This is a genomic window from Aliiroseovarius sp. xm-d-517 (genome assembly GCF_013283135.1).
Lineage (GTDB): Bacteria > Pseudomonadota > Alphaproteobacteria > Rhodobacterales > Rhodobacteraceae > Aliiroseovarius > Aliiroseovarius crassostreae.
Map to the genome: position 1 here is coordinate 1644579 of NZ_WBXT01000001.1, position 24193 is coordinate 1668771.

27 protein-coding genes are annotated in these 24193 nt (G+C 59.7%); 16 read left to right on the forward strand and 11 right to left on the reverse strand.

Annotated elements, in window-relative coordinates:
- Nucleotides 1-14 precede the first annotated feature (14 nt).
- Complete coding sequence (locus XMD517_RS07905; protein ID WP_173485813.1) at nt 15-1385, forward strand: glutamate--cysteine ligase; 1371 nt, start codon at nt 15-17, stop codon at nt 1383-1385.
- A gap of 125 nt (nt 1386-1510) precedes the next feature.
- Here XMD517_RS07905 and XMD517_RS07910 read toward each other — a convergent pair whose 3' ends face one another.
- Complete coding sequence (locus tag XMD517_RS07910; RefSeq protein WP_173485814.1) at nt 1511-2305, reverse strand: 2-dehydro-3-deoxygalactonokinase; 795 nt, start codon at nt 2303-2305, stop codon at nt 1511-1513.
- Nucleotides 2306-2662: 357 nt separating this feature from the next.
- On the opposite strand from XMD517_RS07910, the gene rpmH reads away from it, so the two are divergent.
- The 10 genes from rpmH to yihA all read left to right on the forward strand — a co-directional run bounded on the left by rpmH (nt 2663) and on the right by yihA (nt 10649).
- Nucleotides 2663-2797, forward strand: a complete 135-nt coding sequence (gene rpmH, locus XMD517_RS07915; RefSeq protein ID WP_048599009.1) for a 50S ribosomal protein L34 — start codon at nt 2663-2665, stop codon at nt 2795-2797.
- A 104-nt stretch (nt 2798-2901) separates the two neighbouring features.
- Nucleotides 2902-3279 (forward strand): ribonuclease P protein component, encoded by a 378-nt coding sequence (rnpA, locus tag XMD517_RS07920; RefSeq protein ID WP_173485815.1) that lies wholly within the window; start codon nt 2902-2904, stop codon nt 3277-3279.
- 87 nt (nt 3280-3366) lie between these two features.
- A complete protein-coding gene (gene yidD, locus XMD517_RS07925) occupies nt 3367-3621 on the forward strand; it encodes a membrane protein insertion efficiency factor YidD (protein ID WP_173485816.1) in 255 nt (84 codons plus the stop codon).
- A 505-nt stretch (nt 3622-4126) separates the two neighbouring features.
- On the forward strand, nt 4127-4351 hold the full coding sequence (locus XMD517_RS07930) for a hypothetical protein (RefSeq protein WP_173487796.1): 225 nt from the start codon (nt 4127-4129) through the stop codon (nt 4349-4351).
- A gap of 185 nt (nt 4352-4536) precedes the next feature.
- A complete protein-coding gene (locus XMD517_RS07935; RefSeq protein ID WP_173485818.1) occupies nt 4537-4773 on the forward strand; it encodes a hypothetical protein in 237 nt (78 codons plus the stop codon).
- Nucleotides 4774-4849: 76 nt separating this feature from the next.
- Nucleotides 4850-5695, forward strand: coding sequence for a tRNA 2-thiocytidine(32) synthetase TtcA (ttcA, locus tag XMD517_RS07940; protein ID WP_173485819.1), 846 nt, complete (start codon nt 4850-4852; stop codon nt 5693-5695).
- A gap of 98 nt (nt 5696-5793) precedes the next feature.
- Nucleotides 5794-7338 carry a bifunctional diguanylate cyclase/phosphodiesterase gene (locus XMD517_RS07945; RefSeq protein WP_254450023.1) on the forward strand — a complete coding sequence of 515 codons (1545 nt, stop codon included), beginning with the start codon at nt 5794-5796 and terminating at the stop codon, nt 7336-7338.
- Nucleotides 7339-7432: 94 nt separating this feature from the next.
- Entirely contained in the window at nt 7433-9244 is a 1812-nt protein-coding gene (gene yidC, locus XMD517_RS07950) for a membrane protein insertase YidC (RefSeq protein WP_173485821.1), read from the forward strand.
- Nucleotides 9241-9999 carry an MOSC domain-containing protein gene (locus tag XMD517_RS07955; RefSeq protein WP_173485822.1) on the forward strand — a complete coding sequence of 253 codons (759 nt, stop codon included), beginning with the start codon at nt 9241-9243 and terminating at the stop codon, nt 9997-9999. The genes yidC and XMD517_RS07955 overlap by 4 nt, the downstream gene beginning before the upstream one ends.
- A complete protein-coding gene (gene yihA / locus XMD517_RS07960) occupies nt 9996-10649 on the forward strand; it encodes a ribosome biogenesis GTP-binding protein YihA/YsxC (protein WP_055187997.1) in 654 nt (217 codons plus the stop codon). Before XMD517_RS07955 ends, yihA begins: the two co-directional genes overlap by 4 nt.
- Before the next feature lie 211 nt (nt 10650-10860).
- Here yihA and XMD517_RS07965 read toward each other — a convergent pair whose 3' ends face one another.
- Nucleotides 10861-11595: an SDR family NAD(P)-dependent oxidoreductase gene (locus tag XMD517_RS07965; protein ID WP_173485823.1), complete on the reverse strand. Its 735-nt coding sequence runs from the start codon at nt 11593-11595 to the stop codon at nt 10861-10863.
- 121 nt (nt 11596-11716) lie between these two features.
- Between XMD517_RS07965 and argB the strand changes: the two genes are divergently transcribed.
- From argB to XMD517_RS07990, 5 genes are all read left to right on the forward strand, one after another.
- A complete protein-coding gene (gene argB, locus XMD517_RS07970; protein WP_173485824.1) occupies nt 11717-12577 on the forward strand; it encodes an acetylglutamate kinase in 861 nt (286 codons plus the stop codon).
- Nucleotides 12578-12731: 154 nt separating this feature from the next.
- The gene (locus XMD517_RS07975; RefSeq protein WP_173485825.1) at nt 12732-13526 is read left to right on the forward strand and encodes a sterol desaturase family protein; all 795 of its coding nucleotides are present in this window, start codon (nt 12732-12734) and stop codon (nt 13524-13526) included.
- A complete protein-coding gene (locus XMD517_RS07980) occupies nt 13523-14146 on the forward strand; it encodes a ferredoxin (protein WP_173485826.1) in 624 nt (207 codons plus the stop codon). The genes XMD517_RS07975 and XMD517_RS07980 overlap by 4 nt, the downstream gene beginning before the upstream one ends.
- On the forward strand, nt 14143-14646 hold the full coding sequence (locus tag XMD517_RS07985) for a histidine phosphatase family protein (protein WP_173485827.1): 504 nt from the start codon (nt 14143-14145) through the stop codon (nt 14644-14646). The genes XMD517_RS07980 and XMD517_RS07985 overlap by 4 nt, the downstream gene beginning before the upstream one ends.
- A 42-nt stretch (nt 14647-14688) precedes the next feature.
- A complete protein-coding gene (locus tag XMD517_RS07990; RefSeq protein WP_173485828.1) occupies nt 14689-15057 on the forward strand; it encodes a GFA family protein in 369 nt (122 codons plus the stop codon).
- Between the two features lie 497 nt (nt 15058-15554).
- On the opposite strand, the gene XMD517_RS07995 is transcribed toward XMD517_RS07990, so the two are convergent.
- From XMD517_RS07995 to XMD517_RS08035, 9 genes are all read right to left on the reverse strand, one after another.
- A complete protein-coding gene (locus tag XMD517_RS07995; protein ID WP_055187982.1) occupies nt 15555-16340 on the reverse strand; it encodes an amino acid ABC transporter ATP-binding protein in 786 nt (261 codons plus the stop codon).
- 11 nt (nt 16341-16351) lie between these two features.
- On the reverse strand, nt 16352-17821 hold the full coding sequence (locus XMD517_RS08000; protein WP_173485829.1) for an amino acid ABC transporter permease: 1470 nt from the start codon (nt 17819-17821) through the stop codon (nt 16352-16354).
- A gap of 1 nt (nt 17822) precedes the next feature.
- Nucleotides 17823-19088, reverse strand: a complete 1266-nt coding sequence (locus tag XMD517_RS08005) for an amino acid ABC transporter permease (RefSeq protein ID WP_173485830.1) — start codon at nt 19086-19088, stop codon at nt 17823-17825.
- A gap of 122 nt (nt 19089-19210) precedes the next feature.
- On the reverse strand, nt 19211-20230 hold the full coding sequence (locus tag XMD517_RS08010) for an amino acid ABC transporter substrate-binding protein (RefSeq protein WP_173485831.1): 1020 nt from the start codon (nt 20228-20230) through the stop codon (nt 19211-19213).
- A 235-nt stretch (nt 20231-20465) separates the two neighbouring features.
- Nucleotides 20466-21176, reverse strand: coding sequence for an ATP12 family chaperone protein (locus tag XMD517_RS08015; protein ID WP_173485832.1), 711 nt, complete (start codon nt 21174-21176; stop codon nt 20466-20468).
- Complete coding sequence (locus tag XMD517_RS08020) at nt 21173-21856, reverse strand: HAD-IA family hydrolase (protein WP_173485833.1); 684 nt, start codon at nt 21854-21856, stop codon at nt 21173-21175. The genes XMD517_RS08015 and XMD517_RS08020 overlap by 4 nt, the downstream gene beginning before the upstream one ends.
- 198 nt (nt 21857-22054) lie before the next feature.
- Nucleotides 22055-23110, reverse strand: a complete 1056-nt coding sequence (locus tag XMD517_RS08025; protein WP_173485834.1) for an RluA family pseudouridine synthase — start codon at nt 23108-23110, stop codon at nt 22055-22057.
- The gene (crcB, locus tag XMD517_RS08030; RefSeq protein ID WP_173485835.1) at nt 23107-23484 is read right to left on the reverse strand and encodes a fluoride efflux transporter CrcB; all 378 of its coding nucleotides are present in this window, start codon (nt 23482-23484) and stop codon (nt 23107-23109) included. The genes XMD517_RS08025 and crcB overlap by 4 nt, the downstream gene beginning before the upstream one ends.
- Before the next feature lie 66 nt (nt 23485-23550).
- A complete protein-coding gene (locus XMD517_RS08035) occupies nt 23551-24174 on the reverse strand; it encodes a cytochrome b/b6 domain-containing protein (protein WP_173486329.1) in 624 nt (207 codons plus the stop codon).
- Nucleotides 24175-24193 lie beyond the last annotated feature (19 nt).

Below are 24193 nucleotides of genomic sequence, written 5' to 3' on the forward strand. Positions count from 1 at the left end.
GAGGAGTGCCCTTCATGTCCATCCCCCAATCCGGCGGCGGCCCGATCACCGACCATAAGCAGCTGGCCCAGTTTCTGGAAGACGGCTGCAAACCGCGCGAGGCGTGGAAGATCGGCACCGAGCATGAGAAGTTCGGCTATTGTCAGGACAGTTTCAAACCGCTGCCTTACGCGGGCGACCGGTCGATCCTGCATATGCTGGAAGGGCTGCGGGATGAGTTCGGTTGGGAAGAGGTGCGCGAAAGCGGCAACCTGATTGGGCTCAAACGCAATGGCGCCAATATCTCGCTGGAACCCGGCGGGCAGTTTGAACTGTCGGGCGCGCCACTCGATACCATCCACCAGACCTGCGACGAGGTGAATGAACACCTGCGCGAAGTGCATCAGATTGCGGATAAAATCGGCGCACGCTTCATCGGTCTGGGCGCGGCGCCGGAATGGACCCACGAACAGATGCCGGTGATGCCGAAAGGGCGCTACAAGCTGATGACCGACTATATGGACACGGTCGGCACCCACGGCAAACAGATGATGTATCGCACCTGCACCGTGCAGGTGAACCTCGATTTCGCGTCTGAGGCCGATATGGTGCAGAAGTTCCGTGTCGGGCTGGCGCTGCAGCCGGTGGCCACCGCACTGTTTGCCAATTCACCGTTCTTCGAAGGCAAACCGAACGGGCACAAAAGCTGGCGCTCGCGGATCTGGCGCGATCTGGATGCATCGCGCACCGGGATGCTGCCTTTCGTGTTTGAAGAGGGGATGGGGTTTGAGCGCTATGTGCAATATGCGCTCGATGTGCCGATGTATTTTGTCTATCGCGACGGGCAATATATCAATGCTTTGGGCATGTCGTTCCGCGATTTCATGCAAGGCAAGCTGCCTGCCCTGCCGGGTGAAACCCCGACGCTCTCCGACTGGGCCGACCACCTGACCACCGCCTTTCCCGAAGTGCGGATCAAGCAATATATGGAAATGCGCGGTGCCGATGGTGGCCCGTGGCGTCGTATCTGTGCCCTGCCCGCCTATTGGGTCGGTCTGATGTATTGTCAGGACAGTCTGGATGCAGCCTGGGATCTGGCCAAGGGCTGGGATGCAGAGACCCGCGAAGCCCTGCGCGTGGCAGCCTCTGTCGACGGGCTGCAAGGTGAAGCAAACGGCGTGAAGATCATTGATCTGGCCCGCGAAACCGTCGAGATCGCCAAACAGGGGCTTAAAAACCGGGCCCGTCCGGGGATCGGGGGCATGGTGCCGGATGAACGCCACTTCCTCAACGCGCTGCAAGACAGTGTGGAAGAGGGAAAAACGCCTGCGGATGAGCTGTTGGAGCACTACCACGGCGACTGGAAAGGCGACTTGAAACGGATCTACGCCGAATACAGCTATTGATCCCGCCAAACTGGACAGTCAGCCGGATTGGAACGCCCGCTAGACTGAAACCTCAGACGGGCCGCGCCTCAAAAGCGCGGTCCTTTATGTGCTGTGGCATTTAAAGCGTTTCAGTTTGACGGCCCTCAGGCAGGTTCCGTTGCAAAGGGGCGCAGCCCTTTCAGCGCCAGATCTGCCCCCAGATAGGTGTCACAGGCCACCCCCTGAGCCGACAATGCCTTTTCATAGACATTGGTCGAGCGGGCATTGCCGATCAGCGCCACCCGCTGCCCCAGCCAGTAAGGGCGCATCGCGGCAAGCTCGGCCCCCACCAATGCTCCGGTCAGCTGGGACGCGGCCTCAGCTTCCGACACCAGCCCAAGGGTTCTGGCAGCCTCAAGGCTCGCAATCTTGCTGGCAAGTTTCTGCGGGCGTGCGATGATATCTGAGAGCGTGGGCTCAAACCCCTCGCCCACGCTTGGCGTGACCCCAAGCAGCCCCGCCAGCCGCACCGTCGCGGCAGCCTGAAAGCTGACAATCTCTTCGGCGCTGATCTGGGCCCAGACCGTCTGTTCGCCGATCAGGCAGGCCACCCCGTCGAATTTCGGATCCTGCGCCAATAGCCCGGCCAGCCGCACCACCTCATAGCCGATCAGCCCGGCAGGGTTTTCCTGTTTGACCGCAGGGGCAAGATAAAGACGCGGATCCACATGCGGCACATGACGGGGGGCGGCCAGAGCACATGGCACGCTGAGCGGAGCCCCGGCCCGCACCCCGGTGGCCAGAATGCGGGTATGTGGTTGCAATGACACCGTATGTTCAATCTCGGGCACAAGGGACTCCAGCGTCACCCCGGCATCCAGGGTGCGGCGAATCTCATCCCCACCATTGGGCCACATCCGCAGAATGCGCCCCTTCACCTCGACAGCAATCCATTCCATTTTACTTCCCCCAAAGGCGTTGTCCGGCAAGATCTAAGGCAAGATCGAGGTCATTTTATAACACGAATTTCCCCCCTTCACCCCCGAAACCACCCCAGTTTAACACAAATGGCGGGAATATGCCTTGCCTGCAAAGACCCGGCATGGCATTCCCCCCACGCCCGCAGGTGGAACAGGGCAGATGAGAGAGGTCAATTTGCTGCCCTTTCCCATTTGACTTAGTTTGAAATGCCGCCTATAGACCGGGCTTCGAATAGACACTTGCCCGAATCCGTAGCAAGAGATCGTCGACTGCTTGATCTGAGTGATCAGAGCGCGGGGACGAGAGACGGAACCGGGCCCAAACGGAGACGGGCGATGAAACGCACCTATCAACCCTCGAACCTGGTTCGCAAACGCCGTCACGGCTTCCGCTCGCGCATGGCCACCAAAGCTGGCCGCAAAATCCTGAACGCGCGTCGTGCGCGTGGCCGGAAGTCGCTGAGCGCGTAAGCTTTGACCGCAGATCACCGGATTTCCGTGACTGCGCCGGACAAGATGAGATGCAGACCGCCGAGGCCCATGCCTGCGGCGGTTTTTGCACGTGAGGGGATGACATGCTGACCACATTGACCCAAAGGCGCGATTTTCTGTCCGCGGCCCGTGCGCGTCGCGCGCCCCAGCCGGCCTTTCTGCTGCAGGCCCGGCGCCGGCGGGACGACGAACCGGCTGGCGAAGGCCCACGCATTGGCTATACATGCTCGAAGAAAGTCGGCAATGCCGTGGCCCGCAACCGCGCCAAGCGGCGCCTGCGTGCCATTGCCCGCGAGGTGCTGCCCACCCATGGCAAGCCGGGCTGGGACTATGTGCTTATCGGCCGCAAGGACGCCACTGCCACCCGCCCCTATAATGATCTGGTGGAAGACCTGATTCGCGCGTTGAAAGAGGTCCACACGCCGCGTGCGCCCCGCCCGAAGCCAAAACCGAAAAACTAGAAAACTAGAAAACTAGAAAACTAGAAAACTAGAAAACTAGAAAACTAGAAAACTAGAAAACTAGAATCCAACCCAGAGGCCCCGTCAATGACCCCGCTTGCCCATCTTGCCGCCCTGCCCATCCGGGCCTACCGGCTGATCTTCTCCCCCTGGGTCGGGTTCAATTGCCGCTATCAACCCACCTGTTCGGCCTATGCGCTTGAAGCCCTGGAAAAGCACGGCGCCATCAGGGGCAGCTGGCTGGCTGCCAAACGCATCGCCCGCTGCAATCCCTGGGGGTCCTGCGGCTACGACCCCGTCCCCCATGGGCGCCCCGACTCGTCCGGATGTGATCACTCGTGATCCGGCCTAAAGCGTTTCGGTTTTGCCCTGTGTCAGGTTAAAGCCGAAACACTTTAAGTGCCCTTTCCGCCACAGGTTGAATATTCTTCGCAAGCAAGCTTGTTTGAGGTCCCTCTTGCGCTAAAACGGCCTCACCCGAAACAGCAAACAAGAAGGAGGGGCTACATGACCAATATCAATGCATCGACCCTCCGAGCCGCCGAGTGTGCCGCCTTTGCCGCACATCAAAAAGGCTTTGCCGCGGGCTTCTGGACCGTCTTCGCGTCGTAAACGCGACCGCACGACGAACCACCCTCTCCGGTATTTGAACATCAGGCCCCCACACGGGTGTCGTCTCTCAAATCCGGTTGTCTCCAACATTTTGTGATCACAGACCAATCCCTGCGCCTGCGCTCAGCCGATTGCACTCTCTGTCACAAATTTTCCTACCCAACCGCATGGCGATCCAAGCCCCCTTGGCGCCATGTCCAAACCAAGGGACCCGGCACCAGCCGGTCACAAAACCATGATGGACAGTAATTTTCATACCGGAGCGATCCGGCTTCAGGACCTGATTGACGATCTCGTCACCGAACATGGCGCCGGACGCGTTACCCGCGTGCTGGTAGCGAACCTGCTTGCACGGCTGCGTAAGCGGCCACGCGGAGAGGAACTCAGCAACCACCTGCGTCGCGACGTGGGTCTGCCGCCGCATGACCCGCCCCCAGGGTTTCGAGATCTCATGATGTAATCCACAGGGGCAAATTGCCCCTTCCCTCGCAATCCCCACTCTCCGGCACGGTTTCCACTGTGCCGGCCGATGGCTTGCGGCCTGAGAACCGCTTTCATCACCAGCCCTGCCCCTTCCGCTTGAGCTGAAGGGGACTTGAGGTCGCAAGCTGCCCACGAATCATCCCACTGAACAAGGAACATGACATGACCAACTATCCCAACTTACCGCGCCGCCAGGGCAATCCGATGGCACAGGTCATCGCCGCGCTGATCAAACGTCACGGTCGCTGGCGTGTTCTGCGCGCGGCCCTGTTTGCTGGCGCGCCCCTGCCGCGTCGCCATCGCCAGGCGCCAGGCTCCTCCCACCTTGCCAAAGACATGGGCCTGCCGGAGGTAAAGGACCTTTATCCGCCCGCATCCGGAAGGGATGTTTTCTGGTGACCCCGCGGGGCGAGACCACCTGGTGTCGCCCCCGATCCCCCTTGTTTCCCTGCGCAAAAGCCCCTAAAGGCGGGGCATGACTGATACGCTTGATGACATCCACCCGCTTTTTGCCGGCGCCCCGTCGACCACCGAATTCAAGAAGCTGCGCAAGCGGATCATTCGCAATGTGCGCGAAGCGATCGACCAGTATGGCATGGTGGAGCGCGGGGCCAAATGGCTGGTCTGCCTGTCAGGCGGCAAGGACAGCTACACAATGCTGGCCGCGCTTTACGAGCTGAAATGGCGCGGCGTTCTGCCGGTGGAGCTTCTCGCGTGCAATCTGGATCAGGGACAGCCGAATTTTCCGGCCACGGTGCTGCCGGAATTCCTTGCTAAAATGGATGTCCCCCATCGCATCGAATACGAAGACACCTTCTCGATCGTGATGGACAAGATCCCGCAGGGACGCACATTCTGCTCGCTCTGTTCGCGGCTGAGGCGCGGAAACCTCTACCGGATCGCGCGGGAGGAGGGATGTTCTGCCGTGGTGCTGGGCCATCATCGCGACGACATTCTGGAAACGTTTTTCATGAACCTCTTTCATGGTGGGCGTCTGGCCACCATGCCGCCCAAACTGGTCAATGAAGAGGGCGATCTGTTTGTCTATCGTCCGTTGGCCCATGTGGCAGAAGAAGACTGCGAAAAATTCGCCACCCAGATGAACTACCCGATCATCCCGTGTGACCTCTGCGGCTCGCAGGATGGGTTGCAGCGCCAGCAGGTTAAGGGAATCATTGATCAGTGGGAGAAGAATTTCCCCGGACGCCGCCAGATCATGTTCAAAGCCCTGATGAACACGCGCCCGAGCCACCTTCTGGACCCGCAATTGTTCGATTTTGTGGGGCTTTCGCGAAACTTGCCGGATAACATTGAAAATTAGACCTAAATTTTGCCAGGCCATTAACGTTCAGTTGACTTCAAGTGCCTACTTTATCCGTGTCGGGGCAGTTTCGCCTCGCGCAAAGAGGATGAAGACGTATGGCTGCCTCCGGCAACTCAAATTGGTTCCATAATGTAAAACAAGCTGCACGCGCGGCGATGCTCGGACCTCAACTGGCCGCCTTTTTGCCCGCGGTGGCCCTCGGTGCGTTCTGGTTCGGGGGGGAAGGGCTTCTGGTCCTTTTTGCAGTGATTTTTCCCAGCCTTCTTATTCTGATGGGGATTGTGACCCAACCGGCGCCAAGCGTGAATGCGGGCCCAACCGATACAATCACCAACCTGCCGGTGCGGGACCGGCTGATCAAATCCCTCGACCATGCCCTGAGCAATGAAAATATCCCGGACAAGGCCTGTGTCGTCGTTGAGGTGGATGATTTCGACAATGCACGAAAAAACCTTGGGGACGCCTTAGCAGAACGGTTGCTGCAAGCCTGTAGCGAACGCATTGTTGGCGTTCTGCGCAGCACTGATATGCTGGCCTATCTCGGCAATGCGCGCTTTGGCATGTGTCTGGACAAATCCCGCCGGGTTGATCTGGAAACACTCATCCAGCTTTCAGGCCGCCTGCAAGCCGCATTTGACACGCCATTTCTCATCGAGAATGTTCAGGTTCATTGCACGCTGTCCGTGGGGTTTGCACTGCCCTCCCGCGCGCCGAAACGCAGCGGAGAATCCATTCTGAATGCGGCGGAAAGCGCCCTGCAGGAGGCCATTTTCTCGGGCCCGGGATCAATCCGCGCCTTCACAAAGGGCGATCGTGCACGCGTCGCGGGATCAGAACACTCGGTGAAAGAAATCCTGACGGCACTCAATGAAGGGCAGATCGTCCCGTGGTTCCAGCCCCAGCTGTCAACCGACACCGGTGAATTGTCCGGGTTTGAAGCCCTTGCACGCTGGAACCACCCCGATAAGGGACTGATTGCCCCCTGCGCTTTCCTTCCCGCACTGGTTCAGGCAGGCTTGTCCGAACGCCTCGGCGAAGTCATGCTCTACCATTCCCTGACCGCACTCAAAGATTGGGACAAGCTGGGCATCCGCGTCCCATCGATTTCCGTCAATTTTTCCGCCGACGAGTTACGCAACCCGCGGCTTTTCGAAAAGGTGAAATGGGAACTGGACCGCTTTGATCTGGAACCCAGCCGCCTGACCGTCGAAATCCTCGAAACGGTTGTGGCCCAAACCGACGACGACATAACCTCCCACAATATCGCTTCATTCTCCAAATTGGGGTGCGGGGTGGATCTGGATGATTTTGGAACCGGACATGCCTCCATTTCCAGCATTCGCCGCTTTGACGTCAGCCGGATCAAGATTGACCGCTCATTCGTAACGCATGTTGATACTGATCGGGATCAGCAAAGCATGATTGCCGCCATCCTCACCATGTCAGAACGCCTTGGCCTGGAGGCAATTGCGGAAGGTGTCGAGACCCACGGAGAGCATGCAATGCTCGCTCAGCTCGGCTGTGCACATGTCCAGGGCTATTCAATTGCGAAACCCATGCCCTTTGACGCGACAATCGGGTGGCTGCAAACTTTGGAGGAAAAGGTGGCCGCATCAACAATCTTGCCCAAGCGCGCTTAGCTATTCCTTGGCATCAGGCTGGAAAACTGCTTGACCTTTTGCTTCAAGCCCGCTTGAACCACTCTGACCTAATATTACAAGAGCGGTGGGCTTTATGGACGACCAGAACAAGAACCTGATCCTGGCAACAGTACTCAGCTTTCTCGTGATCACCGGATGGCTGATCATGTTCCCTCCGGCCGACCCTGAACCCACCATCGACACCCAGCCACAGACCGCATCTGAACTGTCGCCCCCCGCCACCCCTTCTTCCGTGGAGGACGCAACTGCGCCGGGGAAAACCACGCAGGATGTCACCGATCAGCTTGCGAAAGCTGCTAGGGTGAACATCGACACGCCCAACCTGGAAGGATCAATCTCTCTTCTGGGCGGGCGACTGGATGATCTACGTCTGAAATCCTACCACACAGAGCTTTCGAAGGAGAGCCCGATCGTCACCCTTCTGCGTCCGACCGGAGATGCAGGTGCTTATTACGCGCTTTACGGATGGACCCCGGGTGGACAAACCGCACCTGAAGACGTTCCCGGCCCCTCCACAATCTGGAGCGTGGAAAGCGGAAACAAGCTCACGGTCGACACCCCGGTTACACTGCGGTGGGTGAACGGTAAGGGTCTGATCTTCCGTCGCACAGTGGCGGTTGATGACAAGTATATGTTTACGGTTACGCAAAGCGTGGAAAATACAGGCTCGGTTCCCAGTCGCGTCGCGCCATATGGCATGCTGGCGCGCCATGGCGAGCCGCAGGATCTGAAAGGGTTCTTCATTCTCCACGAAGGGATCGTTAGCCAAACTGATTCTGAGTTGCTTGAAACCGACTACAGCGATGTCACCGACCTGGATTTTGATCCTCGCGAAGGGGCGCGTGCCGAACTTGTCGAAGTCACGGAAAATGGCTGGATCGGGTTTACCGATCACTACTGGATGACCACACTCATCCCGGCGTCGGGTCAACCCTTTACGTCGGCCACGCGCTATGCCGAGAAATCGGATATCTATCAGACACAGGTTCGCCTGCCTGTCATGGAGGTGGCCCCCGGGGCAACCGCTTCGGTGGAAACCCGCCTGTTTGCCGGTGCCAAAGAGTGGGAAACCATCCGGAATTATCAGAATGAAGAGGGTATCTACCGTTTCCTCGATTCCATCGACTGGGGGTGGTTCTTCTTCCTGACCAAACCGATCTTTGCCCTTCTGCACTGGCTGAATGGCGTCATCGGCAATATGGGCTGGGCCATTATCGGCCTGACCCTGGTGATCAAGGCCGTGCTCTTCCCGCTTGCGTATAAGTCTTATGTCTCCATGGCAAAGATGAAAGAGCTTCAGCCCGAAATGGAGAAGCTCAAGGAACGCGCTGGCGATGATCGCCAGAAGGTTCAGCAGGGCATGATGGAGCTTTACAAGCGCGAAAAGGTCAATCCGGCCTCTGGTTGCTTGCCGATCCTGCTGCAAATTCCGATCTTCTTCTCGCTCTACAAAGTGATTTTTGTCACGCTTGAGCTGCGCCATGCTGCTTGGATTGGCTGGATCCACGATCTTTCCGCACCGGATCCCACCTCCATTCTGAACCTGTTCGGGCTGCTTCCTTTTGCAGCACCCGGTCCCGACAGCCTGCTGGCCATCATCTCTCTGGGCATCTTGCCGATCTTGCTGGGGATCTCGATGTGGTTGCAACAAAAGCTGAACCCGGCCCCCACCGACCAGACACAGGCGATGATTTTTGCCTGGATGCCATGGGTGTTCATGTTCATGCTGGGCGGCTTTGCCTCGGGCCTCGTGCTCTACTGGATCGCCAACAACACGATCACGTTTACTCAGCAATATCTGATCATGCGCAGCCACGGCCACAAACCCGATGTGCTGGGCAATGTTCTGAAAAGCTTTAAGCGCCGGGCAAAGGACGCCGGATGACCGGGCACATTGCCCAAATCTGGCGCCACCCGATCAAGGCACATGGGCGTGAAGCAATGGTAAAAGCGCGGCTCGAACCGGGTCGCGCTTTACCTTTTGATCGGCAATGGGGGGTGCTCCATGAGGCCGCCAGATTGACGGAAAATGCAGATGGTTGGGAAGAATGCCGCAACTTTTCGCGCGGCGCCGGGGTGCCCCTGCTGCAAGCCATGGAAGCCCATTTCGACCTGCCGACCGGAACCGTGACCCTGACCCACCCAAAGATGCCCGGCCTGACGATCAACCCGGATAAACAAGAAGATCAAACGCGATTTATCAAATGGGTTCAACACCTTACCCCGAAGGGGCGACCAAAGCCGACACGGATCATCAAGGCAAAAAACGCAATGACAGACAGTCAGACCGTGTCACTTTCGCTGATGAACCTCGCCAGCCACCAGGCAATTAGCAGCCGGATCGGGCGCGAGTTGTCGCCGCTGCGCTGGCGAGGTAACTTGTTGGTATCTGGCCTTTTCCCTTGGGAAGAACGTGGCTGGGTTGGCAAACATATTCGCATCGGCAAAGCCGAATTTTACATCCGCAAGGAAATCACCCGCTGCCGCATGACCGAAGCCAGCACGCGCACCGGAGAGCGGGATGCCAACACTCTTGGCGCGCTGCGCGATGGCTGGGACATCCAGGAAATGGGGGTTCATGCGGTGGTGACCAAGGGCGGTGAGATCACCGTGGACGACAAGATCGAGGTTCTGGAATGACACAACTGCCTTTTCCGATGGCCGAGGAGCCGGATGAGTTGATGCGCGAACGCGGGCGCAAACTTTTTGCGGGTCAGACCGAGTTTCTGAAAGGCGTGGTGGCCATGTCCGGCCTGCCCGACCCGGACCGGCTTGAGGTCTGCTTTGCAGGCCGATCAAACGTTGGGAAATCAAGCCTTATCAATGCCTTGACTGGTCGCGTCAAGCTGGCGCGCGCCTCAAACACACCCGGCCGCACGCAGGAAATCAACTTTTTCACCACCACGGACGGCCCCTATCTGGTTGACCTTCCAGGCTATGGATTTGCCAATGCACCGGTGGCTGTGGTCGAAAAGTGGCAGCGCCTGCTGAAATCCTATCTGTCGGGACGGGCCAACCTGCGCCGGGCCTTTGTTTTGATCGATTCACGGCATGGCGTGAAGAAGGTCGATGATGAGATTATGACCCTTCTCGACAAATCTGCCGTTACTTTTCAAGTGGTTATGACCAAGGCCGACAAGGTGAAGGAGAAGGATCGCGCCAAGGTGTTGGAACAGGTTCGCAAGGCCCTGTCGAAACATCCCGCCGCCTATCCCGAACTGGTCCTGACTTCATCGGAAAAAGGGGACGGCATTGCCACCCTGCGCGCGATCATTGCGGGGCTCGACTGAGCCTGCCCTGACAGCGCCGGCAACAACAGGTCGTTTTGATCACGAAAAACCTTCAGTGTTGGGGCGCCCCTCCGGACAGTGCGGGGTGCAAAACTTTAAAGTTTTTAACCTCCCCAGCAGGGAAAGTTGCAACTTTCACCGGGTCAGATTCGAAAAGTTTAAAGTTTTTCGTCCCCAAACCTGTCACGGTGAGAGCTGTCACACGGCCTGATCAGACATGCTGGGCGCCGTTCACCTCGATCTCGGCCCCGGAGATATAGGAGCTGGCATCGGAGCAGAGGAAGTAGATCGCGTTCGCCACCTCATCGGGTTGGCCCAGTCGCCGCAGCGGCAGTTTCTCGACAATCTTCTCCGTGCCCGGCGACAGGATCGCGGTTTCCACTTCCCCCGGCGCAATGGCATTTACGCGCACACCGAGCGGGCCAAAGTCATGGGCCATTTCGCGGGTGAGTGCGGCCAACGCGGCCTTGGAGGTGGCGTAGGCCGCACCGGCAAAGGGGTGCACGCGTGAACCGGCAATCGAGGTGACATTGACCACCGCGCCGCCGGCTGCGGCAAGCTCCTCTTTCAACCCGCGCGCAAGCACCACCGAGGCGAAGAAATTCACATGAAACACTTTCCCCCAGTCCAGAAGGTCGGTGTTGAGCGTGCTGAGCCGCGCGCCCCCCGGACCCTTGGGGGAAATGCCTGCATTGTTCACCAGCGCATCCAGCCGACCGTTCAGTTTCTCCTGGATCAAACCCACCGCATTGATGGTGTCAGCCGGATCCGAGAGGTCAATGACCACATGGTTTTCGCGCCCCCCGCCCCAGGGGCATTCCTCGGGGAAAGGTTGGCGGGAACAGGTGATCACCCGCCAGCCTTCGCGGTTGAACTTGCGCACGGTGGCGTGGCCGATGCCGCGGCTGGCCCCGGTCAGAAGCAGGGTTTTACGGTCGTCACTCATCGGGAACTCCTTAAGGGGCATGGGAGAATTGCGCCCACCCTAGCAGGGACACGGAAAGGCGCAATGCCCCTTGGCAGCGGGGCGCGGAGGGCTTAACACAAAAGGGAATGAGGACAGTAGGATGAAGACCCAGAATATGAACCGCGATTGGATCGCCACCGCCCGCACGCTTTCCCAGGCCCTGCCCTATCTGCAACGATATGCGGGCGCCACGGTTGTCATCAAATTTGGCGGCAATGCCATGGGCAGCGACGAGGAGATGGCCAGTTTTGCCCGCGACATCGTGTTGATGCGCCATGTGGGGGTGAACCCGGTGGTGGTGCATGGCGGCGGGCCGATGATCAATGCGATGCTCGAGAAGCTGGATATCAAAAGCGACTGGGTGAACGGCAAGCGGGTGACCGATGCAGCCACGGTGGAAGTGGTTGAGATGGTGCTGTCTGGTGTTGTGAACAAGCGCATTGTGCAGGCGATCAATGCGGAAGGTGGCAAGGCGGTTGGCCTGTCGGGCAAGGATGCGGGGCTGGTGACATGTGATCAGACCAACCCGGATCTTGGGTTTGTCGGCACACCTTCCGAGGTGGATGCCACGATTTTACGGGACCTCGCGTCAGCCGAGACGATCCCGGTGATCGCGCCTTTGGGAGCGGGCCGGAATGGCGAGACCTTCAACATCAACGGCGACACGATGGCAGGGGCAATTGCGGCGGCGCTGAAGGCGGACCGGCTTTTGCTTTTGACCGATATCGAGGGGGTGAAGGGCGCAGATGGGGAGGTTCTGACCGAACTGACTGCAGATCACATTCGCGAGTTGATTGCCGAGGGGGTGATCGCGGGGGGGATGATCCCCAAGACGGAAACAGCCCTGGCGGCTGTCGAGGGCGGTGTGCGCGCTGTGGTCATTCTGGATGGGCGCGCCCCAAATGCCTGTCTGCTGGAGCTTTATACCGATCATGGTGCGGGGTCGATGATCCGGGCGTGATTGCGGGAAAGACGCGGGAAACAGGGGCGCTGCCCCTCGGGCTTTGCCCTCACCCCGGAGTATTTTGCCAAGAAGAAAGCGGGCGCGGGGCGTGGGGGCCATCTGTCGCGGCAATGTGACTTGTCACCACGCGGGGACGGCGTAGGGTTGCGGCATGGAATATGAATCCCTGATACGACTGACCGCCTTTCTTGGCCTTTTTGCGCTGTTTACCGGCATCGAAACCCTGGTTCCGCGCCGCAAACGGGTTCAGACGCGGGCGCGGCGCTGGACCACCAATATCCTGATCATCGTGATAGATGCGCTGACGGTGCGGGCCATGGCGGTGTTTTTGCCACTTCTGGCGGTCGGGGCGGCCCTGGACGCGGCGGCAAATGGCTGGGGGCTTCTGAACTGGCTGGCGCTTCCGGGGGGCGTTTCGGTTTTGCTCGCGGTGTTGATCCTGGATTTTGCGATCTGGTTCCAGCACATGGTGTTTCACAAGGTTCCTGTGTTGTGGCGGCTGCATCGGGTGCATCACGCGGACCGTGATATTGATGTGTCCACGGCGCTCAGGTTTCATCCGGTCGAAATTGCCGCGTCGATGGTGATCAAAATCGGGGTGGTGTATCTGATTGGTGCCCCGGCCTGGGGGGTGGTGCTGTTTGAGGTGATCCTGAATGGATCCGCCATGTTCAACCATGCGAATATGCGCCTGCCGCTGGCGATGGATCGGGTGGTGCGGTGGGGATTGGTGACGCCGGACATGCACCGGGTGCATCATTCCGTGCATCGCCATGAGGCGGACAGCAATTATGGGTTCTGCCTGTCGATCTGGGATCGTATCTTCGGGACCTATACGGACCAACCGCAGGATGGCCATGACAAGATGACCATCGGGCTGGAGTGGCAGGACGATCGTCCAGCGCAGTTGGGGTGGAGCCTGATGCTCCCGTTTCGGGACAAATGAGCTGGGCGCCTGCCGCTGAAGAAATGCAGCTGGAAGTGTTCGGGATGCTGCACGATGCGGGGGAGACGATCGTTTTGCTTGGTCCGCATGAGCCGGGGTTCTGGGCGCGGTTTTCCTCTTCTCCCGAGTATCTGGACGGGGCGCCGGATCCATTGGATCGCTGGTCAAAGCGCATGATCGGGGAGTTGGCGAAGGCCTGGGGCGGACAGGCGGTTTTCCCCTCGGACGGCCCCCCTTACCCGCCCTTTTTCCGCTGGGCGCAGGAAAGCGGGCGCGCCTGGCCGTCACCTGTCACCCTGCTGGTGCATGAGCGGGCCGGTCTTTGGGTCAGTTTTCGCGGCGCCATTCGTCTTGCCGGGGAGCGCCCCTTGCCCAGGCCCGCTGCCTCTGGCTCTCCCTGCCAGACGTGTCCCGCCCCCTGCACAACCGCCTGCCCGGTCGCGGCGCTGACCCAGGACGGCTATGATGTGCCGCGATGCCATGCCTATCTCGACACGGAGGCGGGAAAAACCTGCCTTGAAGGGGGATGTATGGTGCGAGTTGTTTGCCCTTTGTCACAAACCTATGGCAGGTTGCGTGAGCAATCCCACTTCCACATGAAAGCGTTTCATCCCCAATGACCCTGACCCTGATCCTGACCCGCCACGCGAAATCAAGCTGGAGCGATCCCAGTCTGGACGATCATGAGCGCCCGCTCAACAAACGCGGCGAAGCATCGGCCAAGGCCATCGGGCGCTGGCTGGCCGAACGCGGGCATATCCCGGATCAGGTGCTGAGTTCCAACGCGAAACGCACGCGCGAAACCTGGGCCTATATCGCGGATAAACTGGTGGGCGGACCCGAGGCCGAGTATCGCGAAAGCCTGTATCTGGCGGACCCGGACCAGATGCTGGAAGAGCTGAAGGGGGCCCGCGGCCAGACCGTAATGATGATTGCCCACAATCCCGGCACGGCCTATCTCGCCCGGCGGCTGGTGGCCACACCCCCTGCCCATGAACGGTTTCACCATTACCCGACCACCGCCACCGCGGTGATCCGGTTTGACGTGGACAGCTGGTCGGATGTGACCTGGCACAGTGGCACGGTGGATGGGTTCGTGGTGCCACGAGATCTGATCTAAGCGCGTCAGAATACCGGACCCTTCGCCAGAAAGGAGACCCAGATGGACACTCACTCCGGCGGCTGCCTCTGTGGCAATATCCGTTTCACGGCAACCGGAAACCCCCTGCGGGTGGGCATCTGCCATTGCCTTGACTGCCGCAAGCATCACGGCGCGCTCTTCTATGCAGCGGCTATTTTTCACCAAGATGCGGTACAGGTTGATGGGCAAGCCAACACCTATCAGGGGCGGCATTTCTGCCCCACCTGCGGCTCCTCGGTCTTTGCAAAAACCGGCAATGAGATAGAGCTTCACCTCGGTGCGTTGGATCAGCCCAGCCAGTTCACACCAGATTACGAGCTTTGGACAGATCGGCGGGAGAACTGGTTGCCAGCATTTCCCGGCGCCACGTCTTCCCCGCGCAATCGTTAAAGCGTTTCGGGATAAACTTGAGACACATGTTTATTCCGAAACGCCCACGACATTGAGATCTCTTACCGCATTTCGGTTTCCCCCTGTATCAGGTTAAAACCGAAACGCTTTAAGGGGACAAGTCAGTAGAGGCTTGGGGGGGGAGGGGCGCTGCCCCTCGCCTCTCCGAGGCTCACCCCGAGGTATTTCTAGCAAGAAAAAAAGGGCGCCGAAGCCCCCTCTTCCTCCAAGAGATCCTGTCTCTTTTCCGTGCACGGTCATCGGCGCCTCCGCCTGTACCGTATGATCATGCTGGCAGATTTTGGTTAATGCTTGATGTCTTTTTCTTGCTCCAAATACCTCCGCCGGAGGCAAGAAAATTGCCGAGCGAAGCGAGGCCACCCCGCCCCGCAAAGAGGACGCCGCAGGCGGATGATGGCGGGGCGGAAGACTCCCGGTCAAAAGAATACGCCCCAGCAACACTGGCCGGGGCGTTTCATTTCTCATTTCAGCGGTGATCAGAGGATCTGGCTGAGGAACAGTTTGGTGCGTTCCGATTGCGGGTTGTTGAAGAACTCTTCTGGTTCGTTCTGTTCCACGATCTGGCCCGCATCCATAAAGATCACGCGGTTGGCGACCTCTTTGGCGAAACCCATTTCGTGGGTCACGCAGAGCATGGTCATGCCCTCTTCGGCCAGTTCCACCATGGTTTCCAGCACTTCCTTGATCATCTCAGGGTCGAGCGCCGAGGTGGGTTCGTCAAACAGCATGATGCGCGGCATCATGCACAGCGAGCGGGCGATGGCCACACGCTGCTGCTGACCACCCGACAACATGCCCGGATATTTATGGGCCTGATCGGGGATTTTCACCTTCTCAAGGAAATGCATCGCGCGCTCTTCGGCCTCTTTCCGGGGCGTTTTGCGCACCCAGATCGGGGCCAGCGTGCAGTTTTCCAGGATGGTCAGATGCGGGAAGAGGTTGAAGTGCTGAAAGCACATGCCCACCTCTGAGCGCACCTTGTCGACGTTTTTCAGGTCCGAGGTGAGCTCGGTCCCGTCCACGATGATCTGTCCTTCCTGATGTTCTTCCAGGCGGTTGATGCAGCGGATCAGGGTCGATTTGCCCGACCCTGACGGCCCCGCGATCACGATCCGCTCGCCCTGATAGACGGTCAGATCAATGTCGCGCAGCACGTGGAAAGCACCATACCACTTGTTCATTCCGCGGATTTCAATGGCAACCTCATCGGACACTTTCATGGCCGATCGGTCAGCGTGACGGTCGAGAGTAATAGAAGACATTACTTACTCCTTTAACGATGGTCCGTGCGCAGACGACGTTCGAGATACATCGAGTAGCGCGACATGGAGAAACAGAAGACGAAGAACAGGATGGCGATGAAGCCGTAAAGCTCCCACACCAGACCAATCCAGTTCGCATCTGCACGGATCGAGTTAGACAGACCCAGCGGGTCGAGAAGGCCGATGATCGACACCAGCGTCGTGTCCTTGAAGACGCCGATGAAGGTCGACACGATGCCCGGGATCGAGATCTTGAGGGCCTGCGGCATGATGATCAGCCGTTGTGCCTTCCAGTAATCCAGACCCAGCGCATCTGCGGCCTCATACTGACCGCGCGGCAGGGCCGCGAGACCGCCCCGGATCACCTCGGCCATATAGGCAGAGGCAAACAGGGTGACCATGATCAGGACGCGCAGGATGATGTCGAAATCCGTCCCCGGCGGCAAGAAGATGTTCAGAAGCGTCGAGGCCACGAACAGGAGGGTGATCAGCGGCACGCCGCGGATGAACTCGATGAACCCCACGCAGAGGGTTTTCACGATGAACAGATCCGACTGACGCCCAAGGGCCAGCACGATGCCGATTGGCAGCGAACAGCCAATGGCCACCACACCGATGGTGATCGACAGCATGAAGCCGCCAAAGTCACGGCTAACCACTTTGACCAGGTCCAGCGGAATGATCGCAGCCATCGCATTGCCAAAAGGCATCGCCATAAAGAGCCACCAGCCCAGCACAACAAGCACTGACAGGATCAACCCGGTCAGGCTGCCCAGGGCGGCCGCCAGGTATTTGTAGGCAAAGAAGCCAATCACAAATCCAAGGGCTGCCGCGATTGGCAGCCACAGGCTGCCCCCCCACAGGAGCCACGGTGTGAGGAAGGGGAAGATCGCGGTGAAAATGAGCGGATTGGGCAGGCGTTTCGCCCCCGCTTCAATCTCGGCCGCGCGGGCATCCTTGTCGGTCGACAGCGCCTTGTAGCCAATGATGGCACCGGTGGCGAGCAGGGCCAGACCGGCAATTCCGCCAGCCAGACCACCAAGGTAAAGCGCTGCAAGGCCAAGAACGACGCAGAGAAGCACCCAGTTCATCCGGCGCGAGATCATCGAAAACAGCACCGGCGTCACCGCCACAAACAGAAGCGCAAAGGCCAGGATCGGGCGCCAGTATTCTGCCGGCGGGTAGAACCCGAACAGAAGCTGCACCCAGCGTTCCTTGATCACGCCCCAACAGGCGACATGACCGCCCCCCGTCAGTTCACGACAATGATTGACCGAGGTGCCGGACCAGGTCGGCGCAATCGCCCAGCCCAGCAGGGCCGAGACAATCCAGAGCACAAAGGTCAAAGACACAATCGACAGGATGGAATTCAGAACCGAGCTGAACAGGTTGGCCCGCATCCAGCCGATCACCCCGACAGAGGAGGCGGGCGGCGCACGTTCGGGCAACATTTCAGAGCGGACATAAGACATATCGGACATATCAGCGCTCCTTCAGCTTCACGGATTCATTGTACCAGTTCATCACCGCCGAAATGGTCAGCGAGATGGCGAGGTAGACCAGCATCAACAGAAGAACCGTCTCAAGCTCGCGCCCGGTCTGGTTCATGGTGATGCCACCCAATGTGCCCGTAATGTCCATGTATCCCACCGCAATCGCCAGTGACGAGTTCTTGGTGAGGTTCAGGTAGTTCGAAATCAGCGGCGGGATGATCACCCGCAGCGCCTGCGGCAGGATCACCAGGTTCATGGTCCGGTTCGGACGCAGCCCCAATGCGCTTGCGGCTTCGGTCTGGCCTTTCGACACGGCCAGAATACCGGCCCGCACGATTTCCGCGATGAAGGCCGCCGTGTAGAGCGAGAGCGCCAGCCACAGGGCAATCAAGGAGTTGCGCATATAGATGCCACCCTTGAAGTTGAAGCCCTTCAACTCGGGATATCCAAGGTGGAAGCCCAGCATCACCAGAACAGCGATGGTTGGCACAAACACCACACCCAGACGCCAATACCAGGTGGTCGGGCGATCACCGGTCGCTTCCTGAATGCGATCTGCGCGCCGTTTGATGCGCGACGATACAAACAATCCGCCGATGAACACTGCAGCCAGCACAATCAGATCGATGCTGATGTCAAAGCGCAGGCTGGACGCGCCAAACAGGTGGATATTGCCCAGCGTGTTGTGAAACAGCGGTTCAGGGATATAGATGCCCCGGTTGGTCAGCGCCACGCTGTCAAACAGCGACATGGTGGCCTCACCGCTTTTGAACGCCCGCGGCGCCGGAAGGGTTTCGATCAGGATCGCCATGGTGAATACGATCCACAGCAGGACCGGCACATTGCGGAAACCCTCAACATAAACCGCCGACAGGCGCGAGACGATCCAGTTGGGCGACAGGCGCAGAACGCCGATGACAACCCCAAGGATCGTTGCCGTGATACAGCCCATCACCGCCACCAGCAGCGTGTTCAGAAGCCCCATCAGGGCCGCGCGCAAATGGGTATCGCGGTTGGTATATTCCAGCAGGCGCTGGTTGATGTCATAGCCGGCCGGCTCGCCCAGAAAACGGAAGCTGGGTTCTTTGCCGAGGTCAGCAAGGTTGCTGGCGGTGTTTGAAAACAGCCAACCCAGAAGGGTCAGGAAGCCAATCAGCGCGATGATCTGGATCGTCATCGAGCGGTATCGGCTGTCATATAGCAGCATGGACAGGCGGAAAGACGCCTGAGGCTGCAGGTCAGGTGTAGTGGTCATTTGGGACATCCCCGTTGCCTCTGGCGATTATCTTGAAGGGCGCGTCTTTTGCGCGCGGGCCAGAGTGCAGTCGATTGAGAGGGAAAAAGGGCGCGGTTTCCCACGCCCTTTTTCGGGTGTTATTAACGGAAGGGCGGCGAGTAGATCAGGCCGCCATCACGCCACTGGGCGTTCAGGCCACGCGCCAGTCCAATCGGGGTGTCTTCGCCGATGTTGGTTGCAAAGACTTCGCCGTAGTTGCCAACCGATGCAATGGCGCGGCGCGCCCAGTCAGCGTCAAGGCCGAGCATCTCGCCCAGGCTACCTTCGGTGCCCAGCAGACGGTTGATCTCCGGGTTGTCACCAGCAGCGGCCGACAGTTCAGCCACGTTGGTCGAGGTGATGCCGAACTCTTCTGCGGTGATCAGAGCGTTGAGCGTCCAGCGCACCACGTCACCCCATTCGTTGTCGCCGTGGCGGACCAGCGGGCCCAGCGGCTCTTTCGAAATGATTTCCGGCAGGATGATCGACGAGGTCGGATCTTCGAAGGTCGAACGGGCAGCAGCCAGACCCGACGCGTCGGTGGTGTAAACGTCACAGGAACGTGCGTTATACTGTTGCAGCGCTTCGGCCTGGGTTTCGATCGGCACCGGTTCATAGGTCATGTTGTTGGCACGGAAGAAATCGGCCAGGTTCAGCTCGGTGGTGGTGCCGGTCTGAATGCAGACGGTGGCGCCATCAAGCTCCTTGGCCGAGCTTACGCCCAGATCCTTGTTCACCATGAAACCCTGACCGTCATAGTAGTTCACGCCAATAAAGGTGAACTTCAAGTCCGCGTCGCGCGACAGCGTCCAGGTGGTGTTGCGCGCCAGCATGTCGATCTCGCCTGAGGCAAGAGCGGTAAAGCGGGTTTTGCCGGTGGTCGGCACAAATTCCACAGCATCCGAATCGCCCAGAACCGCGGCAGCCACCGCGCGACAGACCGAAACGTCAAAGCCTTCCCAACGACCGTTTGCATCCGGCGCAGCGAAGCCCGGAACGCCAGTTGCAACGCCACAGTTCAGCTTGCCGCGGGCCTTGACGTCATCAAGGGTTGCTGCGGCAGAAGCGCCAGCGGCGAGACCGGCGACGGTCAGCGCGCCAAGAAATACGGTTTTTTTCATGTTTACCTCTTCCTGATTTTCACCCCTTTTGCGGGGCGCATTTTTACGGCCTTTGCGACCGTGGGTATGGTTGCGAAAGGGCACTCCCCCTCTCAGCGTGGGAAGAGTTTGGGCGAATTCATCAGTTTTCGTCAAGGGTTACATCGAAATTATGGATGGGTGACCCAGGGGAAGGCGACAAATTCTGTCAGGCGCTAACGCAACGGTTGCGGGCATTTCCGTCAAGGTGACGGATTTATCCGGCGCAATGTCGGAAAAACCGCGAGGCATGGAGGAATTCACCACGTTTGATGTCAGCCTGCGCCGTGGCCTCTTCATCTTCGCCCCATTGCTCTTCTTGCCATTTTTCATCCAGACGGGACAGGTTCCACGCCTCTTCCGCCTCCAGATGTCCCTCGGTGACCGCAAATGCCAGCACAAGTGAGCCGGAAATACCGACAAGATCGTGAAAGGCCGCCAGCTCAAACGGGGTAAACCGGTGCACCCGCCCGGTCAGGTGCGCGATCGCGGCCGCATCCTGGGGGGCGTGAATCACCCCGGAAACCGGCGTGAGTCGCGCCTCAAGCGCGTCTGCCGCCCAGTCCAGAACCGGGTCCCATTTAGCGGCCTGACGGTCGATCAGCTCCTGCGGGTGGGTGGCGCGGTAGCAAAGCAGATCACTGTCGCCATAGGCCGCCAGCATATCGGCCACCTCGGCAAATTGCGTGGCCACCTTGTCGATGGCCGAGTTGGCGGTGCGGGTGACCGGCATGGTGTTGGGGTCGATCTTGTCCCCCTGCGCGTCCCATTCATCCGCGATCGCCTCGGCCATCACGCGGGTTGGCACGACGAAAGGGGTTTTGGCCGGGGTCTTGATGGCACGCCCGTCAAGGATGACGGAAAACCCGCCCTCGACCTCTGCCACCTCGGTCTGTTTCCAAAAACGTTTCGCAGCCCAACCGCTCATTCCATCCCCCATAATGTCTCAAGCGCCGGTATCAGCGCGTCATAACTGTCGATCAGCAGATCCGCACCTGCCGCCAGCAATTGTTGCGTGTCATGATAGCCCCAGGTCACACCGATCGTGCGGAAACCGGCGGCGACCCCCATGGAGATATCAAATGTGGTGTCACCAATCATCACCGCCCGCTGCGCATCGGCCCCGGTCTCGGCCAGGGTGGCATGCAGCATCGACGGGTGGGGTTTTGACGGGTGGTTGTCGGCGGTCTGGCTGGTCAGGAAGAAATGCCCGATATCATGCGCCTGATAGGCGTGATCCAGACCGCGCTTTGCCTTGCCGGTGGCGACCCCAAGCAGCACCTCGTCACGCGCATGTAGCTGTTCCAGCACCGCGCGGGCACCGGGATACATCGGCGCGGCGGCCTCACCGCCTTTTTCCGCGCGCAGCTTGATGAACATGTCCTTGTAGCCCTCCGCCGCGCGCGCCACATCCGGTTCCGGCATGGCTGGCACCAGCGTGGCAATGGCATCATGCAGCGACAGGCCGACAATCGACAGGATCTCTTTGCGGGTCGGGATTGCAACCCCCATCTCTGCAAAGGCCCGTGACATGGCTTCGACGATGAAATCCTGACTGTCGATCAGCGTGCCGTCGACATCAAAAACGACGAGTTTCAGGTCAGACATGTTGGTCCTCCACACGGCGCCCGACCCTGGGTGGGCGCATCATGTCGTCCATGAGAGGGGCACAGGTCCCATCCGGCAAAGCGGTCATATATGCAGCGACAGCAGAAATGCGCCCTCCCGGGGGGAGGGTCGGGCGCCGTGTGGCTTCGCCCCACGCGGTGCGCTCATCTCTTGAGCCGTCTGTGAAGGTCATCCCGCTCACATCGCCTCAAACGGGTCATCGGCGGCAAGGTCCGGGGTCCAGCCCAGCGTGTCAAAGGTCTGCGCCATATGATCCGGCAAGTCTGCGGTCACGGTGACCGGCTTTTTGGTCACCGGATGCTGAAAGCTCATCGAACGCGCGTGCAGGTGCAGCTTTTTCGAAATCACCCCGCCCATCATCGCACCCCAGCCATCGCCAAGGTTTTCCTGTCCAGAGCCGCCATATTTGCCATCGCCAATGATCGGGTGGCCAATTTCGGCCATATGGGCGCGCAGCTGGTGGGTGCGGCCGGTGATCGGCTCCATCGCCACCCAGGCGGCACGGGACGCCACCCGAAACAGCGTGGCATACAGCGTATGCGCGCGTTTGGCGCCGGGCGTGGACGACATGTCGCGCGGATGCACCGCGTGCATTTTCTCGCCCTGCCCCGACCCGCCACCGCCGGCCTTGACCAGACCAAAGCGAATCTCGCCCAGATAGGGCACCGGCACGCCAGCCACCACCGCCCAGTAAATCTTGCGGGTTTCCTTGTGGCGGATCGCAGCGGTCAGCCCCGAGGCCGCCGCCTGCGTACGCGCCAGAAGCAGCACACCTGACGTGTCCTTGTCGAGCCGATGCACCAGACGCGGCTTTCCCTCAAGGCCGAATTTCAGCGCTTCCGCGAGCCCGTCCACATGGCGTTTCTGTTTCGACCCGCCTTGTGTGGGCAGGCCGGGCGGCTTGTTGATCGCCAGAATGTGGTCATCGCGATAGATCACGCAGGACTGGATCATCTTCGCGTCGGCGTCACTCACCTTGGGTTTCGCCTTGGGCTGGGCGGCGGGACGCGCGTCGCCCTCTTCCGGCACTGGCAGCGGCGGGATGCGCACCTCCGTGCCCGGCCCCACGCGGGTCGAGGGTTTGGCCTTGGCGCCATCCACCCGGAACTCGCCCTTGCGGCAGCCCTTTTCGATCCGCCCCTGCCCCACATGGGGAAAGAGCCGTTTGACCCAGCGATCCAGACGCTGCTCGGCCTCGCCCGGGCCAATGGTGATCTTCTGCACGCCGCTCATGCCAGCACCATACGGGTGGCAAAGACCCCCGCCACAATCGCCGCCAGCGACAGGCCGACCGAGGCCAGCACATAGCCCAGTGCCAGCCCGTGTTCGCCGCGTTCATAAAGCGTCAGCGCGTCGAGTGAGAAGGCCGAGAAGGTGGTGAAGCCGCCAAGCACGCCGGTCATCAGGAAAGGTGCCAGATGCTGGCCGCCTTTCTTGGCAATCGTTACCATCAGCACGCCCATCAGGAACGAGCCCAGCACGTTCACCACCATGGTGCCCGAAGGGAACCCCGGTCCAAAGGCGCGCATTGCACCGACATTGGTCAGATAGCGCATGGAGGCGCCGATTGCCCCGCCAAGGGCCACTTGCAGAAGATGTGTCATCATGGGGCCTGACTGCGCCGCCCCGCCCCTATTGTCAAGCGTTAGGGGGGATTGGGCCGCGTGCGGGGCTCACTCGGCCGGGGCGCTGCCATCCTTTCGCACCGCTTTTTTGCCGGTGATCATCGGGCGCACCAGATCCTCGCGCTTCCAGATCCGGTAAAACAGAACCGCCCCCACATGCAGGCCGACAATCACCGCCAGCAGGGTCGACAGCCGGTGATGCCAGCCATTGGCCCAGCGGGCGGTTTCAAACTCGACCAGACCGGCAAGCGGCCCGACATTCAGATAATCATCCGGGTCGGAAAACAGGCCAGAGGCCACCTGCAGCCCCACGAGGCCCAGCAGCGCAAATACGGACAACGCGCCAAGCGGGTTGTGGCCGGGCCAATAGCTTGGCTGCCGCCTGGGCAAGTGCGTCAGGTAACGCAAAGTGGTCACCGGCCCAAACAGGAAGTGGGAAAACCGGGCCGGCGCCGGCCCAATCAGCCCCCAGATCAGGCGAAACACCAGAAGGCCAATCACCAGATAGCCCACGTAGTAATGCACTGTCATGATCGCCGGTCCCCATTTGCCCAAGCCCCAGGCCAAGAGGACCGCCCCGGCGAACAGCCAGTGAAACATGCGAAGCGCCGGATCCCAGATCCGCCGCCAAACAATACCCTCGGGCAGAGTGTCTGAGGTTACGGGCTTCATCACGCGATGCTCCTTACTT

Coding starts and splice junctions, on each gene's coding strand:
- yihA (WP_055187997.1), top strand. CDS start 9,996: ATGACACAACTGCCTTTTCCGATGGCCGAGGAGCCGGATGAGTTGATG.
- crcB (WP_173485835.1), bottom strand. CDS start 23,484: ATGATGACACATCTTCTGCAAGTGGCCCTTGGCGGGGCAATCGGCGCC.
- XMD517_RS08035 (WP_173486329.1), bottom strand. CDS start 24,174: ATGAAGCCCGTAACCTCAGACACTCTGCCCGAGGGTATTGTTTGGCGG.
- argB (WP_173485824.1), top strand. CDS start 11,717: ATGAAGACCCAGAATATGAACCGCGATTGGATCGCCACCGCCCGCACG.
- XMD517_RS08015 (WP_173485832.1), bottom strand. CDS start 21,176: ATGAGCGGTTGGGCTGCGAAACGTTTTTGGAAACAGACCGAGGTGGCA.
- XMD517_RS07975 (WP_173485825.1), top strand. CDS start 12,732: ATGGAATATGAATCCCTGATACGACTGACCGCCTTTCTTGGCCTTTTT.
- XMD517_RS07980 (WP_173485826.1), top strand. CDS start 13,523: ATGAGCTGGGCGCCTGCCGCTGAAGAAATGCAGCTGGAAGTGTTCGGG.
- XMD517_RS07930 (WP_173487796.1), top strand. CDS start 4,127: ATGATGGACAGTAATTTTCATACCGGAGCGATCCGGCTTCAGGACCTG.
- XMD517_RS07990 (WP_173485828.1), top strand. CDS start 14,689: ATGGACACTCACTCCGGCGGCTGCCTCTGTGGCAATATCCGTTTCACG.
- XMD517_RS08000 (WP_173485829.1), bottom strand. CDS start 17,821: ATGTCCGATATGTCTTATGTCCGCTCTGAAATGTTGCCCGAACGTGCG.
- XMD517_RS07995 (WP_055187982.1), bottom strand. CDS start 16,340: ATGTCTTCTATTACTCTCGACCGTCACGCTGACCGATCGGCCATGAAA.
- XMD517_RS07905 (WP_173485813.1), top strand. CDS start 15: ATGTCCATCCCCCAATCCGGCGGCGGCCCGATCACCGACCATAAGCAG.
- XMD517_RS07965 (WP_173485823.1), bottom strand. CDS start 11,595: ATGAGTGACGACCGTAAAACCCTGCTTCTGACCGGGGCCAGCCGCGGC.
- XMD517_RS07955 (WP_173485822.1), top strand. CDS start 9,241: ATGACCGGGCACATTGCCCAAATCTGGCGCCACCCGATCAAGGCACAT.
- XMD517_RS08010 (WP_173485831.1), bottom strand. CDS start 20,230: ATGAAAAAAACCGTATTTCTTGGCGCGCTGACCGTCGCCGGTCTCGCC.
- XMD517_RS08005 (WP_173485830.1), bottom strand. CDS start 19,088: ATGACCACTACACCTGACCTGCAGCCTCAGGCGTCTTTCCGCCTGTCC.
- XMD517_RS07985 (WP_173485827.1), top strand. CDS start 14,143: ATGACCCTGACCCTGATCCTGACCCGCCACGCGAAATCAAGCTGGAGC.
- rnpA (WP_173485815.1), top strand. CDS start 2,902: ATGCTGACCACATTGACCCAAAGGCGCGATTTTCTGTCCGCGGCCCGT.
- yidC (WP_173485821.1), top strand. CDS start 7,433: ATGGACGACCAGAACAAGAACCTGATCCTGGCAACAGTACTCAGCTTT.
- XMD517_RS08025 (WP_173485834.1), bottom strand. CDS start 23,110: ATGAGCGGCGTGCAGAAGATCACCATTGGCCCGGGCGAGGCCGAGCAG.
- rpmH (WP_048599009.1), top strand. CDS start 2,663: ATGAAACGCACCTATCAACCCTCGAACCTGGTTCGCAAACGCCGTCAC.
- XMD517_RS07935 (WP_173485818.1), top strand. CDS start 4,537: ATGACCAACTATCCCAACTTACCGCGCCGCCAGGGCAATCCGATGGCA.
- ttcA (WP_173485819.1), top strand. CDS start 4,850: ATGACTGATACGCTTGATGACATCCACCCGCTTTTTGCCGGCGCCCCG.
- XMD517_RS07945 (WP_254450023.1), top strand. CDS start 5,794: ATGGCTGCCTCCGGCAACTCAAATTGGTTCCATAATGTAAAACAAGCT.
- yidD (WP_173485816.1), top strand. CDS start 3,367: ATGACCCCGCTTGCCCATCTTGCCGCCCTGCCCATCCGGGCCTACCGG.
- XMD517_RS08020 (WP_173485833.1), bottom strand. CDS start 21,856: ATGTCTGACCTGAAACTCGTCGTTTTTGATGTCGACGGCACGCTGATC.
- XMD517_RS07910 (WP_173485814.1), bottom strand. CDS start 2,305: ATGGAATGGATTGCTGTCGAGGTGAAGGGGCGCATTCTGCGGATGTGG.